General features: G+C 56.3%; 23 protein-coding genes and 3 tRNA genes. 18 read left to right on the top strand and 8 right to left on the bottom strand.

Going from position 1 to position 26,498, the window contains the following annotated elements:
• Window positions 1-31: 31 nt before the first annotated feature.
• The 6 genes from HMPREF0762_RS05290 to HMPREF0762_RS09220 form a co-directional block, all read right to left on the bottom strand.
• Entirely contained in the window at window positions 32-571 is a 540-nt protein-coding gene (locus tag HMPREF0762_RS05290; RefSeq protein WP_115314223.1) for a DciA family protein, read from the bottom strand.
• 1 nt (window position 572) lies between these two features.
• Window positions 573-1,712 (bottom strand): DNA replication/repair protein RecF, encoded by a 1,140-nt coding sequence (gene recF, locus HMPREF0762_RS05285; protein ID WP_006362469.1) that lies wholly within the window; start codon window positions 1,710-1,712, stop codon window positions 573-575.
• A 7-nt stretch (window positions 1,713-1,719) separates the two neighbouring features.
• Window positions 1,720-2,814 carry a DNA polymerase III subunit beta gene (dnaN, locus tag HMPREF0762_RS05280; RefSeq protein WP_006362468.1) on the bottom strand — a complete coding sequence of 365 codons (1,095 nt, stop codon included), beginning with the start codon at window positions 2,812-2,814 and terminating at the stop codon, window positions 1,720-1,722.
• Between the two features lie 205 nt (window positions 2,815-3,019).
• On the bottom strand, window positions 3,020-4,567 hold the full coding sequence (gene dnaA, locus HMPREF0762_RS05275) for a chromosomal replication initiator protein DnaA (protein WP_040619062.1): 1,548 nt from the start codon (window positions 4,565-4,567) through the stop codon (window positions 3,020-3,022).
• A gap of 91 nt (window positions 4,568-4,658) precedes the next feature.
• Window positions 4,659-5,453: an ATP-binding protein gene (locus HMPREF0762_RS05270; RefSeq protein ID WP_006362466.1), complete on the bottom strand. Its 795-nt coding sequence runs from the start codon at window positions 5,451-5,453 to the stop codon at window positions 4,659-4,661.
• On the bottom strand, window positions 5,443-5,979 hold the full coding sequence (locus HMPREF0762_RS09220) for a hypothetical protein (protein WP_147286822.1): 537 nt from the start codon (window positions 5,977-5,979) through the stop codon (window positions 5,443-5,445). The genes HMPREF0762_RS05270 and HMPREF0762_RS09220 overlap by 11 nt, the downstream gene beginning before the upstream one ends.
• 144 nt (window positions 5,980-6,123) lie before the next feature.
• Between HMPREF0762_RS09220 and rpmH the strand changes: the two genes are divergently transcribed.
• The 9 genes from rpmH (at window position 6,124) to rlmN (ending at window position 12,767) form a co-directional block, all read left to right on the top strand.
• The gene (rpmH, locus tag HMPREF0762_RS09125; protein ID WP_006362464.1) at window positions 6,124-6,258 is read left to right on the top strand and encodes a 50S ribosomal protein L34; all 135 of its coding nucleotides are present in this window, start codon (window positions 6,124-6,126) and stop codon (window positions 6,256-6,258) included.
• Window positions 6,259-6,273: 15 nt separating this feature from the next.
• Window positions 6,274-6,618, top strand: a complete 345-nt coding sequence (gene rnpA, locus HMPREF0762_RS05265; protein WP_006362463.1) for a ribonuclease P protein component — start codon at window positions 6,274-6,276, stop codon at window positions 6,616-6,618.
• An 18-nt stretch (window positions 6,619-6,636) separates the two neighbouring features.
• Complete coding sequence (gene yidD / locus HMPREF0762_RS09120) at window positions 6,637-6,936, top strand: membrane protein insertion efficiency factor YidD (protein ID WP_369791718.1); 300 nt, start codon at window positions 6,637-6,639, stop codon at window positions 6,934-6,936.
• Window positions 6,920-7,684 (top strand): YidC/Oxa1 family membrane protein insertase, encoded by a 765-nt coding sequence (locus tag HMPREF0762_RS05260; protein WP_006362461.1) that lies wholly within the window; start codon window positions 6,920-6,922, stop codon window positions 7,682-7,684. The genes yidD and HMPREF0762_RS05260 overlap by 17 nt, the downstream gene beginning before the upstream one ends.
• Before the next feature lie 137 nt (window positions 7,685-7,821).
• Complete coding sequence (locus HMPREF0762_RS05255) at window positions 7,822-8,316, top strand: Jag family protein (RefSeq protein ID WP_369791719.1); 495 nt, start codon at window positions 7,822-7,824, stop codon at window positions 8,314-8,316.
• Window positions 8,317-8,401: 85 nt separating this feature from the next.
• On the top strand, window positions 8,402-9,106 hold the full coding sequence (gene rsmG, locus HMPREF0762_RS05250; protein WP_050759678.1) for a 16S rRNA (guanine(527)-N(7))-methyltransferase RsmG: 705 nt from the start codon (window positions 8,402-8,404) through the stop codon (window positions 9,104-9,106).
• Between the two features lie 211 nt (window positions 9,107-9,317).
• Window positions 9,318-10,382 (top strand): ParA family protein, encoded by a 1,065-nt coding sequence (locus tag HMPREF0762_RS05245; protein WP_322785207.1) that lies wholly within the window; start codon window positions 9,318-9,320, stop codon window positions 10,380-10,382.
• Complete coding sequence (locus HMPREF0762_RS05240; RefSeq protein WP_245935508.1) at window positions 10,375-11,607, top strand: ParB/RepB/Spo0J family partition protein; 1,233 nt, start codon at window positions 10,375-10,377, stop codon at window positions 11,605-11,607. Before HMPREF0762_RS05245 ends, HMPREF0762_RS05240 begins: the two co-directional genes overlap by 8 nt.
• Window positions 11,608-11,729: 122 nt before the next feature.
• Window positions 11,730-12,767, top strand: coding sequence for a 23S rRNA (adenine(2503)-C(2))-methyltransferase RlmN (gene rlmN, locus HMPREF0762_RS05235; protein ID WP_006362455.1), 1,038 nt, complete (start codon window positions 11,730-11,732; stop codon window positions 12,765-12,767).
• A gap of 123 nt (window positions 12,768-12,890) precedes the next feature.
• Here rlmN and HMPREF0762_RS05230 read toward each other — a convergent pair whose 3' ends face one another.
• Window positions 12,891-13,391, bottom strand: coding sequence for a ferritin family protein (locus HMPREF0762_RS05230; RefSeq protein WP_006362454.1), 501 nt, complete (start codon window positions 13,389-13,391; stop codon window positions 12,891-12,893).
• A gap of 199 nt (window positions 13,392-13,590) precedes the next feature.
• On the opposite strand from HMPREF0762_RS05230, the gene HMPREF0762_RS05225 reads away from it, so the two are divergent.
• A complete protein-coding gene (locus HMPREF0762_RS05225) occupies window positions 13,591-14,544 on the top strand; it encodes a D-alanine--D-alanine ligase family protein (RefSeq protein WP_006362453.1) in 954 nt (317 codons plus the stop codon).
• A gap of 126 nt (window positions 14,545-14,670) precedes the next feature.
• Here the strand turns inward: HMPREF0762_RS05225 and HMPREF0762_RS05220 are convergent, their stop codons facing one another.
• A complete protein-coding gene (locus HMPREF0762_RS05220; RefSeq protein ID WP_006362452.1) occupies window positions 14,671-15,330 on the bottom strand; it encodes a hypothetical protein in 660 nt (219 codons plus the stop codon).
• 12 nt (window positions 15,331-15,342) lie between these two features.
• On the opposite strand from HMPREF0762_RS05220, the gene HMPREF0762_RS05215 reads away from it, so the two are divergent.
• From HMPREF0762_RS05215 to typA, 8 genes are all read left to right on the top strand, one after another.
• The gene (locus tag HMPREF0762_RS05215; RefSeq protein WP_006362451.1) at window positions 15,343-18,480 is read left to right on the top strand and encodes a helicase C-terminal domain-containing protein; all 3,138 of its coding nucleotides are present in this window, start codon (window positions 15,343-15,345) and stop codon (window positions 18,478-18,480) included.
• Between the two features lie 15 nt (window positions 18,481-18,495).
• Window positions 18,496-19,893, top strand: a complete 1,398-nt coding sequence (locus HMPREF0762_RS05210; RefSeq protein WP_006362450.1) for a hypothetical protein — start codon at window positions 18,496-18,498, stop codon at window positions 19,891-19,893.
• 67 nt (window positions 19,894-19,960) lie between these two features.
• Window positions 19,961-23,158, top strand: a complete 3,198-nt coding sequence (locus tag HMPREF0762_RS05205) for a M28 family peptidase (protein WP_006362449.1) — start codon at window positions 19,961-19,963, stop codon at window positions 23,156-23,158.
• Window positions 23,159-23,233: 75 nt separating this feature from the next.
• Window positions 23,234-23,308, top strand: a tRNA-Gly gene (locus HMPREF0762_RS05200).
• A gap of 144 nt (window positions 23,309-23,452) precedes the next feature.
• A tRNA-Ile gene (locus HMPREF0762_RS05195) sits at window positions 23,453-23,529 on the top strand.
• A 68-nt stretch (window positions 23,530-23,597) separates the two neighbouring features.
• A tRNA-Ala gene (locus HMPREF0762_RS05190) sits at window positions 23,598-23,673 on the top strand.
• Window positions 23,674-23,873: 200 nt separating this feature from the next.
• On the top strand, window positions 23,874-24,425 hold the full coding sequence (locus tag HMPREF0762_RS05185; RefSeq protein WP_040619291.1) for a J domain-containing protein: 552 nt from the start codon (window positions 23,874-23,876) through the stop codon (window positions 24,423-24,425).
• Window positions 24,426-26,237: a translational GTPase TypA gene (typA, locus tag HMPREF0762_RS05180; RefSeq protein ID WP_006362447.1), complete on the top strand. Its 1,812-nt coding sequence runs from the start codon at window positions 24,426-24,428 to the stop codon at window positions 26,235-26,237.
• The last annotated feature ends 261 nt before the right edge of the window (window positions 26,238-26,498 follow it).

Raw genomic sequence — 26,498 nt, 5'->3', positions numbered from 1 at the left:
AACTAATCGAAGGCGTTTTAAGCCCTTATGTTTACCTTTTTTGGTTACTTTCATCAAAATTCGACTCTAAATCGGAAATCATGGCTCTCACGAATGCTTTTCGAATACGGGGGTCCTCGATGGCCATAGCATCGGCTTCGATCGATTCCTTCTCCTCGGAAGAAAGCCGCCGCAAAGGCCCTGAAGCCTTCTTATCCCCATGTTCGAAGGAAGGCATATCCTCGATGAACGGATGAACGTTCTTATGCCTTCCTTTCGAGATTCTGATTTGGAACTCGTCGACCTCTTCCCCGAACCTGCCCGCAAGCTGCATCTTGATAAGTTCCCGACGCGCATTGAGCTCGGCAGCGAAGATGCTGTCGTCAACATACACGACGAGTTTCTTCACGCCTTGCTCGGTGAGGATGAACACGGAATTCGTATGTTCGAGAAATGCAGGTTCAACCAGGTGTTTCCATATATCGCGAACCTGAGCGGCGCGCGCGGCCTTGCGCAAGGCCCCCGAATCATCCGACATGTTCTTGAGAGTCGTCCTCATCGCCTCGCTGAGCGATTTCATGCGCCGCGGCATATCAATCCCTCCCATCGGCATGAATAGAGTGCATATCGACGACGCGCGCGCCGTTCGCGATTGATTTTTCGAACGCTCCCATATCCGTCGTCGTGATGAACGTCTGTATATCGTGATGAAGCAAACCGATAAGCGCTTCACGTCGTGATTCGTCCAGCTCGGAGGCAACATCATCGAGAAGGAGGATCGGCTTGAGACCGAGAACGTCCTCTATGAGGCCGATTTCCGCGATTTTCCACGACAAAGCGATCGATCGGCGCTGCCCCTGCGAACCGTAAAGCGTCGCATTCCTTCCATCAAGATAGAAGAACAGCTTATCCGCATGGGGACCGACGAGCGCACGGCCTCGGCGGCTTTCCTCATCATGTCGATTGAATAACGACCTGCGCATACGATTCGAACATTCCTCGACTTCGAAGAAATGCGCTGCATCCCGCATGCGATCGGAATAAAGATCCGCATCCTCCCACGACGGCACGTATCTCATATCGAGAGTCTCTCCCGATGATGAAATCTCGCTATAAGCCCGCGCGATACGCACCGCGAGATTATCGAACAGCGCTGCCCTATACACGTAGAGATGGGCGCCCGACGTTACGAGCATATCGTTCACAGAATCAAGAAGAGATCCTTCAATACCGTTTTTCATCAGGGAATTCTTATGTTTTACAATTTTCAGGTAATCGCGCCTCAACACGCGATGGGTACGGGAGAGCTGAGAACCCAAGGCATCCAACGCATCCCTGCGGAATCCATGGGCTCCCGTGACAAGCTGCATATCCTCAGGAGAAAACATCACCGAAGGAAGGATTCCCAGAACATCCTGACCATGCTTCCGTTTCCCGTTTACCGCGATGCTGCGGCTGCTTTCCGTCAACCTCATCGATGTCTCGAGATCACGGGTATCGGAGACAATATGGGCTTTCACATCCGCACAATCGCATCCCCATCGAATCATCTCCCTCGATTTCGCGCCGCGAAACGTCGTTGCGGATGTCACGAGCTGAATGGCTTCGAGCACATTGCTCTTTCCCGTGGCATTCGGTCCGATGAACATCGTGAGGGGGTCTACGTCGTCCATCTCGAACGACCGGTAGTTGCGGAAGTTTCTCAGCGAAAACGATTGAATGTGCAGATCCATCGGCGTGCTATATACGTACGGGCATAAGCAGGTACAGGAACCGCTCGGGATCCTGCGCGCGGAAGATGCCGGGCATCATGGACGTCCTCGTTTCCAAAAATACCTTGTCGGTAGGTATCGAGGATAATCCATCGACGACGTACTGGTGATTGAGCGCGATTTCGATGTTCTCTCCCTCAACGTCGCATGACAGGGATTCCTCGGCGCTTCCCATATCTTGAGATACGGTGCTGAGGAGAGCCGTGGCGGTAGATGATTCGATATCGAATTTGATCGGCGCGGAAAGGCTGCTCATAAGGCCGACGCGACGAACGGCGGCAAGAATGCCGGCCGTCTCGAATTCAGTGCGCGTCGTATAGGAATCCGTAAGAAGCTGCTGGTAATTCGGAAAGCGGGCCTCTATGCGGCGATTAATGAAAACAATCGATCCGTAGGTGAAAACCACATGGTTCGAACTAAGGCAGATCTCGATTGATTCTTCCTTCTCGGGAAGGGATGCGACTTCCTGCATGAAGGAACCCGAAACCAGGGCCTCGAATCCCTCGGTCGGATTCTCGCAGGGGATATCGTCCATGGCCAAACGATATGAGTCGGTTGCCACAAGTCGCATGCCGTCGGGAATCGTCGTGATAAGGACCCCTGTCAGCGCGGGACGGCCTTGATCTTTCGATGCGACTTTCGCAACGCGTTTCACAGCCTGGGAAAACGCTTTGAACGAGATGGATGCTTTCGTATTCACGTCGATATCGGGAAAGGCCGGAAAATCCGCAGGATCGAAAACCTTGAGCGTGAACGAGGTCTTATCGCAGGAAATGAGCGCCTGGGTTTCGTCTACCTCCATCGTAATGGCGGCATCGGGAAAGCTTTTGACGATGTCGTAGAGCAGACGTTCGGGTACGACGCATTCGCCGTCCTCGTCGATAAGCGCGGAAACGGTGCAACGGATCGCACGCTCGGAATCGGTTCCCTTGAGTTCGAGGGATGTTCCGAGCGTTTTTATATATACGCCTGAGAGGATAGGGATCGTCGACCTTGAAGCGATGCCTTTGCCGGCGATGCCGAGAGCGTTCAGGAACTCGGTCTTGTTGATACTGAATTTCACGGCAGATTCCTCCTTGAATATACTTTAAGAATAGTAGTAGTAATAAGGACGGTTGATACTGAGGAAATATACGTACTACCAGTTCATTACCTGTAAAGCGACGTGGATTACAATGTGGTCGGCCGCATGTCCATCCACCGATCCCCCACGCGCCCCTCCGTCTTGAACAATCTTGTCACACGTTATGCACCGTCTTTCCCCACGCTCAATTCTCTCGGATCATCTTCGTGATGATTTCTATCTCATCCCGTATTTCCTTATCTTTGCGCATCTTGTCTTCCACAGCCTTGACGGAATGCATGATGGTCGAATGATCTCGTTGGCCGAATTTCTTGCCGATCGATGCAAAAGGGACATCGAGCATGTTCCGACTGAGGTAAATCGCTATTTGGCGGGCATAGACGATATTGCGCGACCGTTTGACGCCGACGAGATCCGCATGGCTCACTTTGTAGTACTGCTCTACGACGTGCTGGATCGTTGCAACATCGGCCTTCTTCGTCGCACCTGATGAGAAATGGTCTGCCAAGAGTTCCTGCGCGTCCTCGACCGAAAAGTCTTTCCTGCCTTTGTAGATGATCTCGCTTAAGACGCGCGTGACGGCGCTCTTGAGCTCACGCACGTTCGAGCTGGAATTTTCCGCGATATACATCTGCACATCCTTAGGGATGCTTGCGGTGTCCTCGCCGCTTGCCCGTCGGTGCTCGGCGATGAAGCTCTTGATGATGCCGAGTTTGGTTTCCACTTCAGGCGGTTGGATATCGAAGGTGCCGCCTTGATTGAAACGACTCTGCATGCGTTCGTCGACATCGATGGTCTTCGGAGCGCGGTCAGCCGACAGAACCACTTGCTTTCCACGATCGATAAGTTTGTTGAGCAGCTGGAAGACGATATCCACCGTGGCCGATTTACCCTGGAAGAACTGCACGTCGTCGATGATGAGCACATCGGCGTTCCAATAGCGGTTTTGAAAATCCTGATAGCTCTTCTTGTCCTTGTCGTGCGACGCGACGGCGGCGGTGTAGTCGTTCAGGAATTCGGAGGAATCCACGTAGACCGCGTCCATCGTCGGATAGGTCGCATTGATGTAGTTCTGTATCGCCCGTAGCAAATGGGTTTTTCCAAGCCCGGAGTTTCCATATATGAACAGGGGATTCAACATGGGTTTCACGCCTGGTTGCTCCGCAACGGCGAGAGCCATGGAATAGGCGAGACGGTTCGAATCTCCAATAACGTAGTTTTCGAACGTCAAAGAGGAGACGATTCCCGAATAGGAGCCGCTTCCTTTCATGCGAGAGGGATCGGCGGATGTCTCCATATGATTCGAAGAGATCGATCGATCTCGATCGAGCGGTGGTTCGCTGATTTGGGTATCGGTACCCGCTGTGGAGGGATGAGGCTGCGATGCGGGTGAAGGCGGTGTCTGCTCCGTATGGGAAGGAATGGCATCCCCTGAAGATTGGGGGCGCACCTGAGCTGCCGAAGCAATGAAGCTCTCATCGACTTCTATTTCTATAAGGTAATCCATCCCCGTCAATTCCTTCAAGGCTCGCTTCATGGCGTTGGAATATCGTTTTTCCACCTGTTCCTTGATGAAATTCGTCTCTGCCGTCGCGATGAGAAATCCTTCTGACGTCGCCTGGGGATGCACGCGGCTGAAGAATGCATCCATCTGCATTCCGCTTACGTCTTCGTACGACTTCATGAGCGTGAGGACGTTTATCCAGGTTTCGAATAGTTCTGTCGAGGTCATCATCTATTCCTCAGGTTATCGTGCCGGCCGCACACGGATGTGCGCTTCATTATACCCGCCTTGCATGTTCGGGAATTCTAGTCAGGTTCGATCAGGAAATACTCTCAAGAGAGCGTTTTCCCTCGTCGGTAAGGGTGAACATCTTTCCGTCCTTATCCACGATGCCTGCTTCCTTCATTTTGGAAAGAACCCGGTACGTCGAGCTTTGAGGCATATCGAGCGTCTTGTAGATATCGGTCAGCCTCATTGCTCCGTTTTCATGAATGAGCAAGGCTATGCTCGCTTCGCGGTCGTCTAACCGAATCGCAGGGATAGGCGGCGTCGCTTCGGGATTTCGGTGCGTTGGGTAGGACGAAGCGGAATGCGTAGGTTCATGATCAGGGGCGACGCTTACGGTCACGACGGCGCCCGAATGCATGTTGTCTTCAATGCTGATACGTCCATGGGAGAACGAAAGGTATTCTTTAACCAAAGGCAATCCGCTTCCAACGCCTCGAATGTATCGTTTCATGGGCGATGTTGCAGAAGAAAAACCGGGAAGCTGGGCTTTCTCCTTTTCTTCGATGCCTGGGCCTTGATCTGCAAACCTGATCGTGTTCCCTCTATCGAAAATAGAAACGACGATTTCCTTGAATTGGGCGTGGATGAAATTCTCGCTTACTTCGCGGATGACGGTATAAGGAATGGTTCCCCCTGCCTGTTGAGCCTGGGTATATATAGTGCTCGCAAGATTTTCGATGTATTCGTTCGTGCGGCATGGGCTGATCTCGGTCACGCGCGGCGCGCTGCGGAAATCATCGTACGTCGCGATGCGAGCGGTGGTTACGGCTTGTGCGTAATCGCTCGTCACACCATCTTCAAAGGTATTTTCCATCTCATATGCCATAGCCAAAGGAATTTCTCTCGTTGCAGCGGTTCATTTCCATCCCTTTTCCGTGCGGATGAGATATGGAATCCGCTTTTTCCGACGGTGGAATCATTTTATAGGCTCCTATGGTGGATTTCATCGATAAATCCACCATTTGTGGAAAAACTATTCTTGCATGATACGGTATTTTCCAAGTTATCCACATTTTATTCCATAATTGTGTATAACCTGGAACATACCATAGGGAGAAATATGGAATGCCTGGTGGATAAATATATATCGAGAAGGGATTCAGGAAGATCCATCGTATTGGTGGAAGAAATTGGAAGAGTTTTTTCATATCACGAAGCTGTATAGAAAATAAATGGGAAGTATTTTTCAATAGTTTAAGTAATACCAGTTCAAATAATAAAAATATATCAGTACAGACATATGTTCTAGAAATTGGAGAATTGAAGATCGAAAATGGAGGGGAAAGAAATCCACTCTTTTGAGAATGTTGCATCTGGTCTTTCTTCTTTATCCACATTATCCACAGCTGCATAGGAACAGCCTTGTCGAAGATATCGGAATAAAGGGAGGGAGGAGATCCTTTTATGCAGGTAGGGTTTACATTCCTTATGCCTAGTATATAATTATGCGGCTACGCTCACTGTTCGATATATTCCTGATAAGAAAGGGAGACGAAATGAAGCGCACTTATCAGCCGAATAAGCGTCACCGTGCGAAGACGCATGGTTTTCGTGCTCGTATGGCGACCAAGGGTGGCCGCGCGGTTCTTTCTGCACGTCGTGCGAAGGGTCGTAAGAAGCTGACCGTTTAAAGAGAGGGATGCTCAGTGAAGTCCACGGTTAAGTCGGCCGCTGAGATGTCCCTTTTCTTTTCTCAGGGAAAAAGGATCAATACCCGATACATCACTCTTCTGGTATTGAACCATACACAACACGACCATTCGGGTCGTGTTGCTGTTATCGCAGGTAAGAAGATTGGTGGAGCGGTGGTGCGCAATGCTGCGAAGCGCCGGCTCCGAGCGGTCATACATGATATCGGCGGGCCTTGGAATGGCGTCGACGTCGCTTTCATGGCGAAACCTTTACTTCTGAACGCTCCGTATGACAAAGTGGTGGATGCATGCTTCCATGCATTGGAAGGGCATGAGTTCTTCGATTCCGCTTCGCGATAATGCTCCGGGTGGAATGAGGTGATTCTCTTGGGCGTGTATCAGACATTGCTCCGGTATATCAAGGGCATTCCTGCTCAAGGTGCTCTTTTTCTCATCACCTTCTATAGGGCTGCCATCTCTCCCCTGTTCCCCTCATGCTGTCGGTTCACGCCTACATGTTCGGAATACGGGCTCACTGCCATTCGCAGGTTCGGATTCTTGAAAGGGTCTCTTCTTACTCTTAAGCGAATAAGCCGATGTCATCCTCTCCATGCAGGAGGGTATGATCCGGTTCCGGAAAAGGATATGAGGGAGGAAAGGTATGTGGGACGCGTTTAAGGATTTGATTTTCGCGTGCGTCCAGTTCTTCTACAACATCGTGGGAGACTGGGGCCTAGCGATCATCATCATCACGGTGATTTTCCGAATCATCGTAGCCCCCATCATGCATAAACAGTCTAAATCCAGCTATCAGATGCAGAAGATGCAGCCTCTGATGAATGAGATTCAAACTAAATTCGCGGATGATCCGACACGCATGCAGGAAGAAATGCAGAAAATGTATGCGGAGACCAAATTCAATCCTCTTGCCGGATGCCTTCCCATGCTCCTTCAGATGCCTATCTTCATGGCTATGTTTCAAACATTGCGCAATATCGGATCATATGAAGACACGTCATACACGTTCTACGGTCTGGTTCCTGATCTGACGGCCGCACCTTCCACGATGTTTTCCCAAGGCATCGGCGCATTCATTCCTTATTTGATTCTGATGCTGGTTTTCGCGCTGGCGACGTTTATGCCGATGATTCTCCAGAACATCAAAAACGACAGCAAGCAGCGTAATCAGATGCTTATCATGGGTGTCATCATGACGGTCATGATGCTTTGGATCTCTTGGGGCTCTCCGGCCGGCGTTCTTCTGTTCTGGGGTGTTTCTTCTATTTTCGGTATCGCTCAGCAGCAGCTCACCAATCGATATCTTCGCAAGGCCGATGCCGAGCGCGAAGCCGAAGAACCGCTTAAGCCTGTTGAAGTCGATGTCGAGCGCAAGGTCAAAAAACAACGTCCTAAAAAGAAGCGTTAAACAATTTCTAGGCAACCTCGCAGTATTTTCGTAAGAGAGGAATCATCATGGCAGATGAACACCTGGTTGAAGAACATGGATCCGAGGAAGTCGAATTGACGGATGCCGTCGTGGAAAAAGATGATCAACCGGCTTCCATGCAGGTTGATATCGCGAACCTGACCGAGGAAGAGCTCGATCATATAGCCGATACGGCAATCGATGCTCTTCAGGGCATTCTGAAGTATTTCGATGTCGGCGAAGTCATGATCGATGAATACGAAGGCGATGAACGCGAGCTTATTCTCGATATCACAGGAGATAATCTTGCGGTTCTCATCGGTCGTCATGGGAAGACGCTCGATGCGTTGCAGTTCATCGTGTCTGCCATTACGACACGTGTCCTCGGGTTCAGGTATCCCGTGGTCGTCGATGTCGAGGGATATAAGAATCGTCAACGTCAAAAGATCGAATCCCTGGCGCGTTCTGCTGCATCTCGCGCAGATCAACAGCATAAGGCTATAAAGCTTCGCCCAATGACGCCGTACGAACGTCGTATCGTCCATATTGCCCTGCGCGATGACGATCGCGTTGAAACCGCATCCGAGGGAGAAGGAAGTTCGCGTCACGTCGTAGTGCTTCCTCGTTCGTAAAACTGTTTCGTACATCGGTTGAAAAGGACGCTTCCGAGCGATGTTGCCTGGAAACGTCCTTTTATCTTTGGTCAAGGAAAGGCATATGGGACTTCTTGCAGATACGATGCGTTCTACATATGGGATAGTCATTGCCCCTGAAAAAGAAAAGATGGTCGAAGACTATCTTGCATCAGTCATCAAGATGAATGAAAAGCTTAATCTTACGCGTATCGTTCATGAACAGGAAGCTCGTATCCTCCATCTCGAAGATAGCCTCACGGCCCTTCCTTTGGTAGAGGACGCTCTTCCAGGAAGATATGCTGATCTAGGAACCGGTGGTGGTTTCCCCGGCATCCCATTGGCTATTGCATCCGAACGGCCGACGCTCCTGGTCGACTCTGTATCAAAGAAGATCGCCGCCGTGAAAGCGATGGTCTCGGATCTTGCATGGGATTCGGATATCGCCTATTACGCAGGACGTATCGAAGATCTTGCACGGGAAGAGCGAAATGGATTTGCTGTTATAACGGCGCGCGCGGTAACGAAACTCGTTTCGCTTATCGAGCTCGCATCTCCTCTTCTATGCATGGGAGGAAGGCTTATCTGTTACAAAGCTTCCCTTGGAAAAGACGAGGTTTCTTCCGTTCAAGCTATCCAGAAGCTTGTGGGAATGAAGCTTATCGCATCGAAGGAGTTCGCACTTAGCAATGGTGATCCTCGAACTCTCGTCGTTTTTGAGAGAAGAGGAAGCGCTTCCGTGAAGCTCCCTCGTCGTGTAGGTCTTGCCCAGCATAATCCTCTGGCGTGATTTGCCAAATTCTTTCTATACAGAAACTTTTGGCACTCCCCTATGCCCTCTTTGAATTCTGTAAGATCTTGCAAGGAAATTTGCAGGGGATAGTTGATTTTGACGGAGAGGATGTTTCACGTGAAACATCCTCTATAATCGAGAGCGATTCTTTATCCAAACAGAGCAATATCTCCTGATGGAAATGAAATGCAGCACAAGGAGGGGGCTTATGGGATTGTTTGATTCATTTAGAAAGCAAAGCCAGAAACAGGAAGCCGAAGAAAAGCCTTCAGTCAGTCAAGAACAGGCTGTGTCGGAAACAGCTTCTTGCGAAACTTCAACTGAAGAAGATATTGAGTCCCAGACCGTCTCTTCCTCGATGTCTCTTGAAGATATAGAGAATGCCGAGGTTATAGAGAGGGATGTTTCACGTGAAACATCCGAGGATGCTGAATCCAGCCAGTTGGGTGAATATATTGAAGCATCTTTGAAGACGTATGCCGAAAAGAAACCGGTAAATCACGTCATTGGAACGACAAAGGTTCTTGCCATCATCAACCAAAAAGGTGGCGTCGGCAAATCTACAACAGCAATCAATCTGTCCGCCGCTCTTGGGGAAAAAGGCAAACAGGTTTTACTCGTTGATCTTGATCCCCAAGGCAACACTTCAAGCGGGCTTGGCATTGAGAAAGGAAAACTCGACGCCTGCATTTACGATGTCATTATCAATGGCGATCCTATTACAGACATCATTATCCCCGATGTGGTCGAAGGCGTTGATGTGGCGCCTGCGACCATCAATCTCGCCGGTGCGGAAGTCGAACTCGTATCCCAGATGGCACGGGAAAACAGGCTGAAGGAAGCCGTGTGGCCCATGCGCGGAAAATACGACTACATTCTTATAGATTGCCCGCCTTCATTGGGACTTCTCACTGTCAATGCATTAGTCGCCGCCGACAAGCTTCTCATTCCTATCCAATGCGAATTCTATGCGCTTGAAGGGGTCACGAAGCTTCTTGAATCCATGAAGAGGGTAAAGACATATCTGAATCCCAGTCTTGATATCTTCGGCGTGCTTCTTACGATGATCGATAGACGCACAACGCTGTCGAAACAGGTTGCCGATGAAGTTCGAGGCTATTTTGGCCGAATCGTCTTCACGACCGAGATTCCTCGCACGGTTAAAATTTCCGAAGCTCCCAGCTTCGGGCAGCCTATTACTCAATACGATCCGACCGGCAAAGGTGCCCAAGCGTATTCTTCACTTGCAGAAGAGGTGATCAGGCGTGGCTAAAAACACGAGGCGAGGTCTTGGACGGGGCTTGAATTCCCTTTTAGGGGTCTATGATCCGACTCCTGCGCCAACAAGAAAAGCCGAAGAGACGGAGCATAAGGCGGCTTCGCATCAACAGAACGATGCCGCGGAATGTGGATCTATGCCTGAATCTGCATCTTCTTCGAATATCGAACCTCGCTTCGAAGACGCATGGAAGAACGATGGTCAGCCTCAACATACGAGCGATGAATCGCTTGGGGTTGCAGAATCATTCGATTCCGAATCCGATGAAGCGCTGACGGCGAAAACCGATGGCGTCACCCTTAAAGGTGTTGTAGAGCGCGCCGCCCGCCACGAAGAACCGGGCTTCACCGAAGAACAGAGGGGGGATGCTGATGAATCGGTCGTCACGGCCCGTCATCCCATCAAGTCGACTTTCGTAGACGATCAAAAGGTCCTTCAAGGCGGACTCATGGAAGTCCCTGTAGCCAAAGTCTTTCCCAATCCGAATCAGCCGCGCATCCATTTCAAAGCGGAAGAGCTGGAAGAACTTTCGAGCTCCATCGAGAAGGATGGGCTTCTTCAGCCTATTCTCGTGCGTGAACAAGGCGACGTTTACCAGATCATTGCTGGCGAACGTCGCTGGCAAGCGTCTAAGAAGGCCGGCCTTGCCGCAGTTCCTATCCGTATCGTGGAAGCCGATGATGACAGAGCTCTTGAGCTTGCACTCATCGAGAACCTTCAAAGATCCGATTTGAATCCCATTGAAGAAGCCTATGGCTATAAAAGGATGATGGAACGGGGTAGGAAAACCCAGTCGGAAGTCGCCGCCGCCGTCTCGAAGGGACGCTCTACGGTCGCGAATGCGCTCCGTCTTCTCGATCTTCCGGAATCCGCTCAAGAGCTTTTGTACGAAGAGAAGATCACTGCGGGCCACGCGCGCGCTATTCTGTCCGTTCCGACAGAGGAGAACAGGCAGAAGCTCATAACGAAGATCATCGATGAGAAGCTCTCCGTTCGCCAAACTGAAAATATCGCACGTCTCTATGCAGGCAAGCAGAAGGGACTCGGAATACGTCAGAAGCCCGTCACGCCTCCGTTCTTCCGCACGGCCGCTCGCAGCCTAAGCTCAGCCTTCGGAACCAAGGTTAAGGTAAAGAGCTCTCGTGGAAAGAATAAGATCGAGATCGAATTCAAGGACGAAGAAGACCTGAAGGCTCTTCTTGAGAGGGTGGGAAAGTAATATATCCGGCCAATTGCTTCGATGCATCGAATGATTCCATGGATTTCAAAGGCGATCATATAAGGCTTCGACAGAGCAAGAAGATCACGGCATCCCTTTCAAGAAAGAGCGCGTGAGAGAAGATGCGTCCTTATAAGGAACTTTCGCTCGCAGAAGCCGCAACTGCGATCAAAGAATTGGATCTGCCGGCCTTTCGGGCACGGCAGATCGCCCAATGGGTGTATGGAAAAGGTGCGGCATCCTACGACGAAATGACCAACCTTTCCCGCTCCCTTAGAGAGCGGCTGGCCGTGGAACTGCCGCTTTATACGCCTCGTATCGTCGATAGGCAGATTTCCCAGGATGGGACGCGTAAATATATCGTTGCATTTCATGACGGTGCCTCGACCGAGATGGTAGCCATGCCGTACGGCAACAGGCTGACCGTGTGTTTCTCTACACAGGTGGGGTGCGCCATGCAGTGCTCGTTCTGTGCAACGGGTAAGGAAGGATTTACAAGAAACCTCGTTCCTGGGGAGATGGTCGATCAAATCATCCTTGCGGAAAAGGATATGGGAACGAGGGTAAGCAACGTCGTCAGCATGGGACAAGGCGAACCGCTTCTGAATCTCGAGAATCTTTCCGCAGCCCTGGAGATTCTGAACGATCCTGCATATCGAGGCATAGGGGCGCGGCATATCGTCGTTTCGACTTGCGGTATCGTGCAGGGGATTCGCGCGTTCGCCGATATAGGGGAGCAGTACGTGCTTGCGGTGTCCCTCCATTCGGCCATACAGGAGACGCGCGATATGATCATGCCGCGCGTCGCGAATCAGCCGATCGATGCGCTTATCGAAGCCATTCAGGAATATGATCGAAAGACGCATCGCCGTGTCACGTTCGAGTATGTGCTTATACAGGGGATGAACGATGATCGCCGTCATATCGATGCCTTGATCGACATATGTCGCCGAACTCATTCGAACGTCAATCTGATCGAATTGAATGAAATAGAGGAGTCGCCTTTCAGGCCTTCGGGAAGAAAGGTGTCGCTCGAATTCGTAAAGCGACTGAAATCCGCAGGCATCGAAGCCTCTATCAGGGATTCGAGAGGGTCGGATATAGCAGGCGCCTGCGGGCAGCTTAAAAACGAACGAGCGCGCCTCTGCTCGGATACATAACAAGAACCCGCGGTTGACCGCGGGTTCTTGCGTACGTGAATCTGTTGGGAATGTGCGGTGTGCGGCGAGCGCATCGGGTTTGGTCAGATACGCTTCGACTGCGGTTGCCTTCTGGCGTTGCAGCTACTTGAGCGCTGCAACGGCGTCGAGGTACCCCTTCTTATGCATACCTTCGAACTTGCCGGTCTTCTCGAAGAAGAACGCAATGTCCTCGAAACCTTCTTCGCGCGCGATGCGGGCGAATTCAGGGTACATATCCTCTTCTTCGTACTGCTCGCCGCCGGCGGCGTTCTCGAGGTTTTCCTTCACGCTGCCGAACATGCCGAGGTAGGCGGCTTCAGCGTGAGCATGCGCGGTTTCTTCGGCCAGAGGGCGATCGAATGCGGATGCGGAAGCTTCGTCGCCCGCCACCTGCGCGATATGCTGCCAAAGCAGGTACTTGCGGTTGGCCTGGGATTCGCCGGCGAATGCCGCAGCGAGGTTCTCGGCGGTCTTGGTGCCGGAAACGTCAGGAACCTGATATTCGGAAAATGCGACGCTGCCTTTGGCGTGGCACATCGGGCATTCCTCCGGAATTTCGCCGACCTCGAGATACCCGCAGAATTTGCAACGATAGACTTTCATGTGGACCCCCTTTATTAAGATGAATTACTGATAACGCTGAGTGGAATAATACTCCTTCGGTATGTTCTGTCAAAGAGCGGGATTCAACCTCTGACGTTGGGTTATAGTTCAGAATATGAAAACAGGCGGCGCATCCGTACAAAAGAATCTCACGTAAGCCGAAGGTAATGCATCCACTATGGGAACGAATGGAGCAAGCATGACATATTCCGGTCAACCCGAAGACTATTCCGTAGCGGTGCTCTACGGCGGTACGAGCGGAGAGCGCGAGATTTCGCTCAAATCCGGCGCGGCCTGCGCCGAAGCCCTTGCGGAGCTCGGATTTTCCGTCCAGCTCATAGACACCCAAGACTACGAGCAGCTCAAGCGCTTGATCGAAGAGAGCTTTGACGTCGCCTTCCTTGCGCTGCATGGAAAGGGCGGGGAAGACGGAACCGTTCAGGGGTTCCTCGAGACCATCGGCCTTCCATATACCGGCTCAGGCATTCTTGCGAGCGCCCTGGCAGTGAACAAGGCTCGTGCGAAAGAATCGTACGAGCGTGCGGGGCTTCTCGTCGCGCCGTCGGTGACCGTCGGCCGCGACGACCCTCTCGATGAAGGCTTCCTCGATGAGTGCATCGATATCTGTGGCATGCCCTGCGTCGTGAAGCCGACGACCGAAGGAAGCTCTCTCGGCATGACGATCGTGCGTGATGCCACCGACCTGCGCAAAGGAATCGAAACGGCCCTGTCTGTGGATGTCGAAGCGATGATCGAAGGGTTCATAGAAGGCACGGAGCTGACGGTCGGCGTCATGGGAAACGACGATCCCGTGGCGCTGCCGGTCATACAGATCGTGCCGACCGAAGACGAGTTCTACAACTTCCATGCGAAGTACGCCCAGGGCGGAAGCCGCCATCTTTGCCCGGCGCCGCTTTCCCCCGAGCTGACCGAATCAGTGCAGGAACTCGCCGTCGCCGCCCATAGCGTGCTCGGATGCCGGGGAATCTCGCGCACCGACATCATGGTGGACGCGGAGAACCGATGCTGGGTTCTGGAAACGAACACGCTTCCCGGCATGACGGGCACGTCCCTCGTTCCCGATGCGGCGCGCGTCGCGGGCATGGGTTTTTCTCGCGTCTGCGAACGGCTTATCGAGCTCGCGCTCGAATAGGAGAGCAAGGGACTGTCGAAGGACGCACGAAAGCGTTCGCCGTCGTTCAAGGCAGGGGCGAGACTCATGCAATGCCACATCGCGCACATCGCGCGCGAGCCCTGCGGCGCCAAGGGGCGGGGATTCCTAGAAGAGCCCGAGCGTATGGGCGATGAAAGCGGCGACTGCAATAAGGGCTGCGATGAAAAGCCAGCTCACGGCATAGCATCCCTTGTTTCCGGCCCTCGCCTGATCCAAGATCCTGTCGTGCGGCGTCCGATGGTCTTTCACGACGACTGTCGTCGAGCCGTTCTTCGGGATCTTCACCTTGCCGGTAAGCTTGAACGACGCAGGGTCCGCAGCAAGGGTGCGGACGGCTTCTCGGCTGAGTTCGGGGTCGGGTCTGAACCCTTCTCCCGCTCGTTCTGAGAACTGCTTCAAGAAGGCTCCGAACGTTGCTTCGTATCGCGGATCGAATGCGATGACGGCGGCTTGCGCCCAGTATTCGTTCGTTCCCTTCGATTCATCGATTGCGACGAAGCTGAGCACGTACGAGAGGGTCCAGCCCTTCGCGTGGTATACGGCGATCTTATACGAATCGGAAGCGGAAAGGCACCCGATACGGTTGCCGAACCGATTCACAAGCCAAGCCTGCTGCCGCGCGTGGGAATCGGTGTCCCACTCGATGGAGCCGATATCTCCTACGGCGTTGTCGGGTCCTGCGAGCTGCGACATGAGCTTCCGGTCGGGCGCCTCGACGCGCAGGTATGCGCCGAAATACAGGTCGCGGGCCGATGAGGCTGTCATGGTATTCCTTTCATGTTAGGCTACCAACGTCTGAAGAGGGGAGCAATAAAGCCTATGAGCGATGCTTTGACGAAGCTCAATGAATATATCACCGACGGCACGCCCGCCGACATTCGAGAGCGGTATGCCTCACTGAAGGAATATGCCGCCGTTTCCGATTTCGGCCGGCTCGACGAAGACGTCGTCGTGCTCGATACCGAAACCACCGGGTTTTCCCAGAATCATGATGAGCTGACGCAGATCGCCGCCGCTCGCATGAAGCAGGGCCGCATCGTCGAATGGTTCGTCACCTTCGTCAATCCCGGCAAGCCCATCCCTGAAGAGGTCGCTCGCCTGACGGATATTCATGACGAAGACGTTGCGGACGCCCCGTCGCCCGACGATGCGCGAATCCAGCTCGCTGCGTTCGTGGGCGATTCCTGCATCGTCGCGCACAACGCTGCATTCGACAAAGGATTCTGCACCAAAAGCCAAGGCGGCGCACCTTTATCCGACAATCTTTGGATTGACTCGCTCGACCTGGCGCGCATCGCGCTTCCGCGTTTGAAATCGCATCGTCTCATCGATATCGTGAAGGCGTTCGACGCGCCGGTGTCGACGCATAGGGCCGACGCCGACGTCGAAGCGCTCTGCGCCGCATACCGCATCATGCTCGCCGCTATTGCGAAGATGCCGAAAGACCTGGTCTCCTATATTGCCGAACTTGCAGATGCCGATTCCTGGCCGACAGGCGCCGTCTTCAAGGACATGACGAACTTCCAGCAGGCCGTCTGCGAAGCGAAGGCGGATTCCCCTGCTGTTCTCGAAAAGAAATTCCCCTTCACGTTGCGTGCTCTGCGTTCGGTGCGGTTCAGGGCCGCTTCCTGCGCATCGGCGCCCCGCGCCTCCGATACCGCCTCCGACGCCGGCTCGCCGAAAGACCGAGCGGAGACGGGCGACGACCTTGCGCGCCGCTCGGGCGAGATCGTCGATCTCTCATCCGCCGACCGTCCTTTGGAGCTGCCGAGCCAGCAGGATCTCGACGCCATGTTCGATGCGCGCGGCGTGGTAGGGGAGATGTACGCGGGCTATGAGCCCCGCATGGAACAGAAGATCATGGCATCCGAGGTCCTCAGGGCGTTTTCGACCTCGACGAACCTCGTGGTCGAAGCGGGGACGGGCGTCGGTAAATCCATGGCGTATCTGCTTCCTTCCGCCATGGCGGCACTGCGCAATGGTATTCCCGTCGGCGTTGCGACGAAGACCAATGCGCTTCTCGATCAGATCGTGTACAAAGAGCTTCCGCTGCTGCACGATGCCCTTGCCGCCAAGGGCTTCGGCGATCTCCAATACGTCGCCCTGAAAGGCTTCAGGCATTATCCATGCCTGCTCCGCATCGATTCGGTCATGAGGGACGGCGTTCATGATGTGAACGTATCCGGTCGAGACATCTCTCAGGCCCCGTCGCTCGCCGGCATGCTTTCATTCATCGAGCAGACCGAATACGATGACATAGACGGCCTGAAGATCGACTACCGCGTGCTTCCGCGATATGCGGTCACGACGGAATCCAGGGATTGCCTCAGGCGCAAATGCCCCTTCTACGGAACCTACTGCTTCGTTCATGGATCGCGCAAGAAGGCCGAGCGCTCCCATATCGTCGTGACGAATCACTCCCTGTTCTTCCGCGACGCGTCCTCCGATGGCAGCCTTCTGCCGAAGGCTCCTTTCTGGGTCGTCGATGAGGCTCATGGTGCCGAGGCCGAGGCCCGTCGCGCCCTTTCTGTTTCCCTTGACGCATCCGAGATGCTGAGGCTTTCCAGGCGCCTGGCCTCCGACGAAGGCGCGCGGAATCCTTTCGTGCGCCTTGAACGCCGCGCACCGGAATGCGAGGCCGTCCTGCCCGAAGCCAGCACGCTCTTCTTCGGTCTGACCGAGAAGGCGAAGAAGAGGGGAAAGGATTTCGCCGTCGCGGCGGCGTCTTTCGCGCATGGGATGAAGGATCTGTCCGCATGCGCCACGCAGCAGGACCGCCGCTATGACGTCTTCGACCTCTGGATCAACGACGATGTCCGTGCATGCGACGCGTTCGTCGAGCTCGTCAAGAAGGCTTCCCAGTTCAGGGAAGCCGCCGAGAGACTCGCGTCATCCGGTTCGGAGCTTGTCGCGTTCCTCGAGGAAACGGATGGCCTCGGCGATGTCCAACGAGATATCGCGACCATCGCGATCGATGTCAAATCGATGCTGCAAGCCTGCGAAGCCATCATGGAAACCCCTGATCGGAACTACGTGTATTCGGCCCATGTGTCTCGTAAGCCGGAGCACGTCGCCGAGCGCTTGGAGGCGATGCTCATCGACGTCGGCCAAGAACTCGATCAAACCCTCTACGAACGTACGCGCAGCATCGTCTATGCGAGCGCGACGCTTTCGGTCGGGCATGGGTTCTCCTCGTTCAATCGGGCGATGGGCCTCGGCGGCGATGGGCCGGCACGGGTGAACGAGTGCCTGCTGGGATCGAGTTACGATTTCGAGAACCATATGAGGGTCTTCGTCTTGAACGATATCCCCGACCCGCGCGACCCCGCATACCTTCCGATCCTCGAGGGGCTTCTTGCCCGCGCGCATATCGCGCAAGGAGGAAGCATGCTGACGCTTTTCACCAATCGGCGGGAGATGGAAACCTGCTTCGACGACATCAATCCTCGAATGAAGGAGGAGGGTCTGCGCGTCGTATGCCAGAAATGGGGCGTGTCGACCAAGGGGCTGCGCGACGAATTCATTGCGAACGAGACCCTCTCGCTCTTCGCGCTCAAAAGCTTCTGGGAGGGCTTCGATGCCCCCGGCTCGACCCTTAAGGGGGTCATCATCCCGCGCCTGCCTTTCTCAAGCCCCAACGATCCTCTTTCGAAGGAGCGCGCCGCCCGTGAGAAGGGCGCTTGGTCGAAGTACTGCCTGCCGGCCGCGGTCATCGATCTCAAGCAGGCGGCGGGACGCCTCATCAGGTCTTCGACCGATACGGGCATCCTGATCCTCGCGGACAGGCGCCTGGTGACCATGGGGTACGGCAGGACGTTTCTCCGATCGCTTCCTTCTCAGAACATCACCGTCTGTTCAACCGATGAGCTCATCGAGGCCATGACAGGCGGACTCTTCGGAAGCCTTTCGGGATAGGGGGTTCCGAGGCCTATGTTCGGACGGCGTACGCGGCAGGAAGGCGGGCTCGCAGGTATCGCGGGAAGCCTCCATATAAAGAAGAGGACGGCAGGGACGTCCAATGAGATCTCCGTCTCCATCCTGGAAGAGCGCAGCTCCAAGGCCGGCCTTTCCAAGTCCGGCCCGCGCGACGTGTTCATCGGCGATCTTGGAAGCGGCGTTTCCGTATTCGGCTCGCCCGACGGCAAGGGCGCGACCCGTTCGCAAGCGTCTTCCGGCACGCTTCCTTCGCTTCCCCGAAAGGCTCGCTTTGCCGAGAATAGCTCAAAGAAGGCAATGGACGCCCCTGCACGGCGTTCCGTCTTCGCACGCCTGCTTCTCGGCGCGGCGGATGCGGCGCAGGGCGGTTCGTCATCGGAGGCGTTCCAGGCGTCGAGGGGCTCGTCCGGACCGGCCGGTTCCCTTGCCAGCGCGTTCGACCTTCAACGCGAGGTCGAACGGCGAAAAGCCGCGCGCCGCCGGCGCCGCCTCGTGCTGTCTGCGTTCTTGGGCGGCGTGCTCGTCGTGGCGATCGGCGCAGCGGGCGTGTACGCCCATGGGCGATACGTCGAATACCAGGAGACCATGGGGCTTCTCCATCAAGGGATGTCGGAGCTGCAGGCCGCCGATGTCGCGGTCGTGCCCATAGACCAGGCCATCGTCGGCGATGTGACCGCCGGCGGCGCTGCGGGATTCCAGGATCTGATCGACCAGATCGATGCCGCGGAGGTCCATCTGAACGCCGCCAAGGGGCTTGCCGAGGAGTCATACGACCAGCTTTCCGACTCGGAATCGAAGGAGGCGGCCAGCCAGGTGATCAAAGCCGCCGATGCCCGCCTGGAGATGCTCGGCTACGGCAAATCCATCCTTCAGGAGGACATGAAGGCTTCGGACGCCATCGCGCTCCTCGGCGAATGCTGGGCGACGGTCGGCGAAGCCGATGACGCCATGCGCGAGTCGGCGCGTCTGGTCGAAGACACCACGGAGGCGAACACCAAGGAATCGGAGGAGAAGAGCAAGGAGGCCCAGGCGCTTTTTGAGAAGGCGAAGGACCAGTTGGAGGTCGTGAAGACCCGCTATCCGGCCGCAGGTCTCGACGCCGTCGGGAACTACATAGACAAGCGCATCGAGGAAATCGGCTACGCGATCGCATCCGACGAGGCCATCTACATTCAAGACAAGGCGACGGCCGACGCTCAGAACGAGCGGTACAACGAAGCGGACGACGAGGCGGTCTCCATTGCCGACGGCATTCCGAAACGAATAGAGAACGTCATCCTCGATCAGTACGACCTCAACGTGAAGGATGCGAACGAGGGGTACTTCTCCGCCCGTTCCGACGCGGCCGCTGCCGACTCCTTTTTACGGGAATACCTCGGGATATCGCAATAAGCGCCTTAGTGTATACTTCTAGCAGCCATATCCATATTGAGCGAACCATGAATCGATAGGCGAAACGATGACCAACCTCATAGACCACGTCGCGTACCTCTCCGATGAGATCGGCCCGCGCCCTTCGGGCACGGAGGAAGAGCAGCAGGCAGCTATCTATATCATGGATCGCCTGCAGAAAGACGCCCATCTTCCGGTCGAGGTGGAGGATTTCGCAAGCAGCACCGATTCCTCGCTTCCGTCTCTCATCTGCTACGGGGCAATGCTCGTCGCCGGCGTCCTGGCCGTTCTGGTCCAGGTCGCCATTATCCCGGCGGCCATCCTCGCGCTCGTCGCCTTCTCGCTGTTCGCGCTCGAATTCTTCGATCATCCCGTGCTGTCGCGCTTCTTTAAGAACGGGGTCAGCCAGAACGTCGTCGCCACGTATCGCCCGCCCCGCCGCGCGCATGCCGCCGGCAGCCGGCGGCGCAAGGTCATCCTCGTCGCCCATTACGACAGCGGCAAGGTCCATCCCGAATACCGCTCCGGTTTCGTGAAGATCCTGAAATACCTGCAGATCGCATCTCATGTCGCCATGGCGCTGGCGGCGCTGCTCATCATCCTGCGCGCCCTGTTCTTCCGCGACGCGGACGGAGCCGGCATCGGCGTTTTCAATGCGCTGCTCATCATCGCGCTCGTCGCCATCCTTCTTCCGGTCGTCCGCCTCGGCTACGGCCATATCGCCGCGTACAACGACGGCGCGAACGACAATGCGTCGGGCGTCGCGGTCCTGCTCGAGGTCGCGCGGCGTATCGGCAACGGCATGGTCTCCTCCACGCCGCGCCCCATGGACGGCATCGTGCACGACGAGGAGGCTCTCAGAGCGGAAGGCCTGGTCGGGCCGAACACCGCGCTCGTCTACTATGAAGATGCGTCTCCCGAAGAAGAGCTCGCCGCCGCCAAGGCGGCCATCGCCGCCCTGACGGGCAAACCGGTTGCCGGCGCTGCGGAATCCTACGATATCGCGCGCAATCTCGTTCACGTGACCGACGTCGCATCCATTCCCACGCCGTCCGAGCGGGAGTCGGACGAATCCCTCCAGGATGCCCGGGCCGAAGATGCCGCCGATACCGCCGTTCCGACAGAAGCCTCGAGCGGTGCTGCAGCCGCCGAGCCCGATGCCGATGCCGAATCAGAGTCGACCGACAAGGCCGTCGGCGGCATGCCCGAGCCGTCCGAGTCGCTCGCGCAGCCCGTTTCGTCCGCGCTCACCGCCTCCCCGCATAAGGAGCCTGCCGAGGTTCCCGAATGGTATGCGAAGGCGACGGCCCGCGCCCGCAAGGAGGCCGAGGAATCCACGGGCAAGGTGGAGCGTTCTCGTTATGCCGAGATTCCGGTCGTCCCTGCCGCCGAGTCGCCCGCCGTCGCCTCCGATGCAATCCATGCGGAAGAGCCCTGCACGACGCCTGTTTCGGATTCCACCGACGATGCCCCCGAGACGCCCGGCCAGGCGCCGAGCGATGCAGTCTCTTCCAGGGCGGAGGAGACGGATATCGCGCCGGCCGGAACGGACGAGATGGATTCCCGCGCCGATTCGGAAGGGGCCGGCGAACAAGAAATCCATGCGGAAGAGACGGCGATCGACGAGCGCGCGGCCGATGTCCGCGAGGAGGACACGGCCGTGTCCGAAGCTGCCGATCGGGACGAAACCGTCTCGCCTGACGAGACTGACAAGCCTGACGAACCTGTCGAAGAAGGACAGGCTTCCTCTTCCGATGATTCCGAGGCGGCTGAAGAAGAACCCTTGCCCGTCGATCCTCTGGCGCGGACCCAAAAGCTTCCTGCTTCGGTCAGCGCCGAGCGCAGCGCGGAGCTTGCCGACCGAGCCAAGAAGGAACGCGTGTCCGTCGCCTACGACGATTCGCTCCGGCCTGCGGCCGATCTCGGTGCCACGAGCATCATGAATCCCGTGGCGGCTGCGGCGTCGGCCCAGGACAATGCCATGCATGTATTCGAAATACCGCGCATTTCGCCCGCCCCGACGGCGGCGGAGCCTCTGAGTTCGTTCGATGACCTGCGCCAGCGCGCGCCTCTGGCGAGCGCGACCGAGTCCGTCTCAAAGGCGGCTGCGAAAGACCTGCTCTCGACCTTGCCTCCGATAGAGGATCCGAAATCGTCCGCGGATGCCACTGCGAAAATCGAGATCAACCGCGCGGGCACGTTTGCCGCCGCATCCGCCACGGGGGCCTTCGAGCCTTTGGGGGACGAACTCGTGGGCGGCTTGGCGCCCGAAGACCTCTATATCGACGATGCGGACGATTCGGCTCTGGACGAGGATTACAGCGAAACGGGAGCCATCGTCGGCGAAGGCTATGTCGATATGCCGAAGTCGCGCATCGGCCGTTTCTTCGATCGGTTCCGCAAGCCCAAGGAACCCGAGGAGAGCACGAGTGACTGGCTCGGCGTGGGTGAGGATTTCAACGCGCGCGATGCCGGTAAGGCGCGTGGCGGTTGGGACAGCTTCAAAGACGATGACGATTGGAAGGGCGGTGCTTTCAGCGATCTGCGGGCCAGGATAGCGGGCCGCATGGCGCACGATGATCAGGTCCTTTACTCCGACGAGGAGCTTGCCGGCGCCGAGGCGCCAGATGCCCCGTCCGACGCGGACGCTGTCGCGCTCGACGGCGCGCCGGACGGGACGACCCAGGCCATGCTCCCGCTGACGGATGCCGACACCCACGAGCCTCTTTCCGAAACGGCCGTCGCCCAGGCGGCCTCTCCGGCCGAACAGGACGCGGCGGCCCACGCAGACGAGATCGATCAGGTCTATTCCTTCGCCGCGGGCGACATCAACACCGAAATCTGGTTCGTGGCGCTCGGATCCCAGGTGGATTCCAATGAAGGAATCCGCGCCTTCCTCTCGCGCCATGCCGCCGAGATGCGCGGCGCCGTCATCGTGAACCTCGAGGCGCTCGGCGCCGGCGAGGTAAGCTACGTGGAGAAGGAGGGGGCCGTTCTCCAGAGTTCCTCTTCCAGCCGCATGAAGCGTTACCTCCGTCGTGCAGGCCAGTCGCTCGGCGTGTCCATCAAGGGCGCATCGATCGAATGGAAGGACAGCGCGTCGAGCTATGCGCTCAGACATCATATGCAAGGCATCGGCATCGTCGGCATGGAAGGCGACAAGCCTGCGGGCTGCGGAGAGGCCGGCGATACGGTCGAAGCCGTCGATCCCGCCCTGCTGAGCCAGAACACCGACGTGGTCATCGAGCTCCTGAAGAACATCTAGGTGGTTTCTTGCGATTTCTTCCGAGACGTCGGCGCGGCTAGGCTATACTATGCATGCTTCGCCGCAGGGCGAAATGCGGGTGTGGCCAAGTGGTAAGGCAAAAGCTTCCCAAGCTTTCATTCGCGGGTTCGAGTCCCGTCACCCGCTCCATACGATTGCGAGAGCCGCCTTCGGGCGGCTCTTTCCTTCTGCAATTGGCCTGATTAGAGGCGTGCATGCGATTTCGAAAATAATCGACGAAAGTGCTTGCAACTTCGGAATCCTTCGTTGTACTATAGCCAAGCACTTTTTTGCGGGCCTGTAGCTCAGGTGGTTAGAGCGCACGCCTGATAAGCGTGAGGTCACAAGTTCAAGTCTTGTCAGGCCCACCATCTCCGCTAATAAACGCCCCATCGTGAGCCACGAGCCGGTGGGGCGTTTATTGTAAGTGCGAACATATGGGGCATTAGCTCAGCTGGGAGAGCGCGGGCTTTGCAAGCCTGAGGTCAGGGGTTCGATCCCCCTATGCTCCACCATCTTCCTTCGGTCCGCGCAGTCGGGCCGTTTTCTTTTCCCGTTGCTGCCTCATGTGCATATTGCGCAGGCTAAAACCCTCGATTCATCAGGATGTATAATGCATTGCTTGCGTGCTTGCGTGCTTGCGTGCTTGCGTGCTTGCGTGCTTGCGTGCTTGCTCTTGCGCGGCATATGGCGTGAAGCGTGGGAAGAGGTGATCATGAATCGAATCGAAGCCCTGAATGTTCTCGGACTTGATTCCGATGCGACCGAGAAGGACATAAAGGTTGCTTATCGGGAATGCGCCCAGATCCTTCACCCCGATCGATTCGCTTCGAACGCGAAGCTCCAAGACCGCGCGACCGAGCAGTTCAAACGCCTGCAGGATGCATACGAGTATCTGACGGGCGACAAGGCCCGCCGTACGTCGGCATCCGGGTCCCGGTCAAGCGCGCCGTCGGGCGCGAAGGCCTCCTACCGTGCCGTCGAAGCCCGGCTTGCAGGTTTGGCCGCCGCAAAAGCCCAGCTCACCGCCCAGTGCGATGCACTTTCGGACGAACGCCGCAACGCGATCATCATGATCGTCGGCGGTGCGATCGTGGCCTTGGCCGCCCGTCGCATCGTGATTCTTGCCGGCGTGGCAAGCGCGCTTGCGGTATACGGCATCGTTTCGCTCGTAGGAACGATGCAGAACATCGGCACCATCGACGAGCATCTCAAAGACATGGAGATGCAGCGTCGCCGTCTCGAGGAAGAACTGGAAGAAGAGTAAATGAAGCAAGAGAACATCCGTAACGTAGCCATCATCGCGCATGTCGACCATGGCAAGACCACGCTCGTCGACCGCCTTTTGTACGCGGCCAACGTGTTCCGCAGCAACCAGCAGGTCGAAGAGCGCGTGCTCGACAGCAACGACCAGGAGCGCGAGCGCGGCATCACGATCCTTTCCAAGAACATCTCCATTCAATACGGCGATACCAAGATCAACGTCATCGACACTCCCGGCCATGCCGACTTCGGCGGCGAGGTGGAGCGCGTCCTCAACATGGCCGACGGCGCCCTGCTTATCGTCGACGCCTTCGAAGGTCCTATGCCTCAGACGCGCTTCGTGCTCGAGCATGCTCTTGACCAAGGGCTGCGCATTCTCCTTGTCGTGAACAAGATCGACCGCCCCGGCGCGCGGCCCGAGGAGGTCGTGGACGAGGTCTTCGACCTCATGGTCGAACTCGGCGCCTCTGACGAACAGCTCGACTTTCCCGTGGTGTACGCTTCGGCCGTCAATGGATTCGCCCGCTACGAGTTCGATGACGGCAATATGGACATGATTCCGCTGCTCGACACCATCATCAAGGAGATCCCGGCACCTGAGTGCGATCCCGACGGGCCTATCGCCCTGCAGATCTGCACGGTCGACCACTCGAGCTTCGTCGGGCGTATCGGCGTCGGCCGTCTGCATAGCGGCACCATCCACAAAGGCGAGCAGGTCCTCGTCATCAAGAACGACGGCACGCGCTATAACGCGGTCATGAAGCAGGTCTTCGCCTTCGAATCGCTCGGCAAGACCGAGAAGGAGGAAGTCACCGCAGGAGATATCGTCGCCGTCGTCGGAGTCGACGATGCCGATATCGGAGATATGGTCACGAGCGTCGACCACCCGGTCCGTCTCGACCCCATCAAGGTCGAAGAACCCACGATGGCCGTCGTCTTCGAGGCGTCCACAAGTCCGCTCGTCGGCCGTGAAGGCGATATCGTCGGCGGACGTCAGCTGCACGAGCGTCTGATGAAGGAGGCGGAAAGCAACATCTCGATGAGGATCTCCGATTGCGAGGACGGTCTCGGCGTCGAGGTCGCGGGACGCGGCGTCCTGCATCTTTCCGTGCTCATGGAAACGATGCGCCGTGAAGGCTTCGAATTCCAGGTCGGTCGCCCGCGCGTCATCATCAAGACTGACGAGCACGGTCATAAGCTCGAGCCTATCGAGGAAGCCACCGTCGAGGTTCCGAGCGAATACGCCGGCAAAGCCATCGAGGTCTTCGGCAACGCCGGCGGCGAGATGACCGACATGGTCTCCCGCGACGACCAGACGCACCTCGTCTTCAAGATTCCCTCTCGCGGTACGATGGGGCTCAAGACCCGCCTGCTCAACGCCACGCACGGCGAAGCCAACATGTTCCATCATTTCTCGGAGTACGGCGCCTTCCGCGGTGAATTCGCCGGTCGCAAGAACGGCAGCATGATCGCGATGTCGACGGGCAAGTCGGTCGCCTATGCGCTCGACACGCTGCAGCAGCGCGGCAAGATGTTCGTCGGTCCGGGCGAGGAATGCTACGAGGGCATGATCGTCGGAGAAAGCGCCAAGGAAGGCGACATGGTCGTCAACGTCGAGAAGGCCAAGGCGCTCGGCAACCAGCGCTCGTCGACGGCGGACAAGGCCATCCAGCTCACGCCTCCGACGAGGTACACGCTCGAAGAGGCGCTCGAATACATCCAGGACGACGAACTCGTGGAAATCACGCCGAAGAGCATCCGCCTGCGCAAGCGCCTGCTGTCCGCGACCGATCGTCGCAAGGCCAGCAAGCGGTAGCCGTTCGCCGTCATCCGCTCTGACGCGGCCATCGGCCATGCGGTCCCGTCGACGGGCATCCTAGGGCGCATGCTGCGTCCGAGCTCGCCGGCATGTCGTCAAGCATGCGGGCCGATAACCGCATCCGCTGTCGGCCGGGGTTTTCCGACGCCGTCCGCAGCCGTGCCTATGAACGTATTGTGACGCGGGGGCCGTCAGAGAACCGCATATGGGAAAATGTCGAAAAACATGCGTCTTACGACGCGAGAATCGAGAGGTGAA

Source organism: Slackia exigua ATCC 700122, assembly GCF_000162875.1.
Lineage (GTDB): Bacteria > Actinomycetota > Coriobacteriia > Coriobacteriales > Eggerthellaceae > Slackia > Slackia exigua.
This window is presented reverse-complemented; position numbering and strand designations above follow the sequence as displayed.

What these genes read in the sequence shown, in the direction of transcription:
- rlmN (WP_006362455.1), top strand. Translation starts at nt 11,730, where the DNA reads ATGCGTCCTTATAAGGAACTTTCGCTCGCAGAAGCCGCAACTGCGATC.
- HMPREF0762_RS05255 (WP_369791719.1), top strand. Translation starts at nt 7,822, where the DNA reads ATGCAGGTTGATATCGCGAACCTGACCGAGGAAGAGCTCGATCATATA.
- HMPREF0762_RS05205 (WP_006362449.1), top strand. Translation starts at nt 19,961, where the DNA reads ATGACCAACCTCATAGACCACGTCGCGTACCTCTCCGATGAGATCGGC.
- HMPREF0762_RS05245 (WP_322785207.1), top strand. Translation starts at nt 9,318, where the DNA reads ATGGGATTGTTTGATTCATTTAGAAAGCAAAGCCAGAAACAGGAAGCC.
- HMPREF0762_RS05220 (WP_006362452.1), bottom strand. Translation starts at nt 15,330, where the DNA reads ATGACAGCCTCATCGGCCCGCGACCTGTATTTCGGCGCATACCTGCGC.
- HMPREF0762_RS05260 (WP_006362461.1), top strand. Translation starts at nt 6,920, where the DNA reads ATGTGGGACGCGTTTAAGGATTTGATTTTCGCGTGCGTCCAGTTCTTC.
- rpmH (WP_006362464.1), top strand. Translation starts at nt 6,124, where the DNA reads ATGAAGCGCACTTATCAGCCGAATAAGCGTCACCGTGCGAAGACGCAT.
- HMPREF0762_RS05290 (WP_115314223.1), bottom strand. Translation starts at nt 571, where the DNA reads ATGCCGCGGCGCATGAAATCGCTCAGCGAGGCGATGAGGACGACTCTC.
- HMPREF0762_RS05270 (WP_006362466.1), bottom strand. Translation starts at nt 5,453, where the DNA reads ATGGCATATGAGATGGAAAATACCTTTGAAGATGGTGTGACGAGCGAT.
- rsmG (WP_050759678.1), top strand. Translation starts at nt 8,402, where the DNA reads ATGGGACTTCTTGCAGATACGATGCGTTCTACATATGGGATAGTCATT.
- HMPREF0762_RS05230 (WP_006362454.1), bottom strand. Translation starts at nt 13,391, where the DNA reads ATGAAAGTCTATCGTTGCAAATTCTGCGGGTATCTCGAGGTCGGCGAA.
- HMPREF0762_RS05225 (WP_006362453.1), top strand. Translation starts at nt 13,591, where the DNA reads ATGACATATTCCGGTCAACCCGAAGACTATTCCGTAGCGGTGCTCTAC.
- HMPREF0762_RS05185 (WP_040619291.1), top strand. Translation starts at nt 23,874, where the DNA reads ATGAATCGAATCGAAGCCCTGAATGTTCTCGGACTTGATTCCGATGCG.
- HMPREF0762_RS05215 (WP_006362451.1), top strand. Translation starts at nt 15,343, where the DNA reads ATGTTAGGCTACCAACGTCTGAAGAGGGGAGCAATAAAGCCTATGAGC.
- recF (WP_006362469.1), bottom strand. Translation starts at nt 1,712, where the DNA reads ATGGATCTGCACATTCAATCGTTTTCGCTGAGAAACTTCCGCAACTAC.
- HMPREF0762_RS05210 (WP_006362450.1), top strand. Translation starts at nt 18,496, where the DNA reads ATGTTCGGACGGCGTACGCGGCAGGAAGGCGGGCTCGCAGGTATCGCG.
- typA (WP_006362447.1), top strand. Translation starts at nt 24,426, where the DNA reads ATGAAGCAAGAGAACATCCGTAACGTAGCCATCATCGCGCATGTCGAC.
- dnaA (WP_040619062.1), bottom strand. Translation starts at nt 4,567, where the DNA reads ATGACCTCGACAGAACTATTCGAAACCTGGATAAACGTCCTCACGCTC.
- HMPREF0762_RS09220 (WP_147286822.1), bottom strand. Translation starts at nt 5,979, where the DNA reads ATGCAGCTGTGGATAATGTGGATAAAGAAGAAAGACCAGATGCAACAT.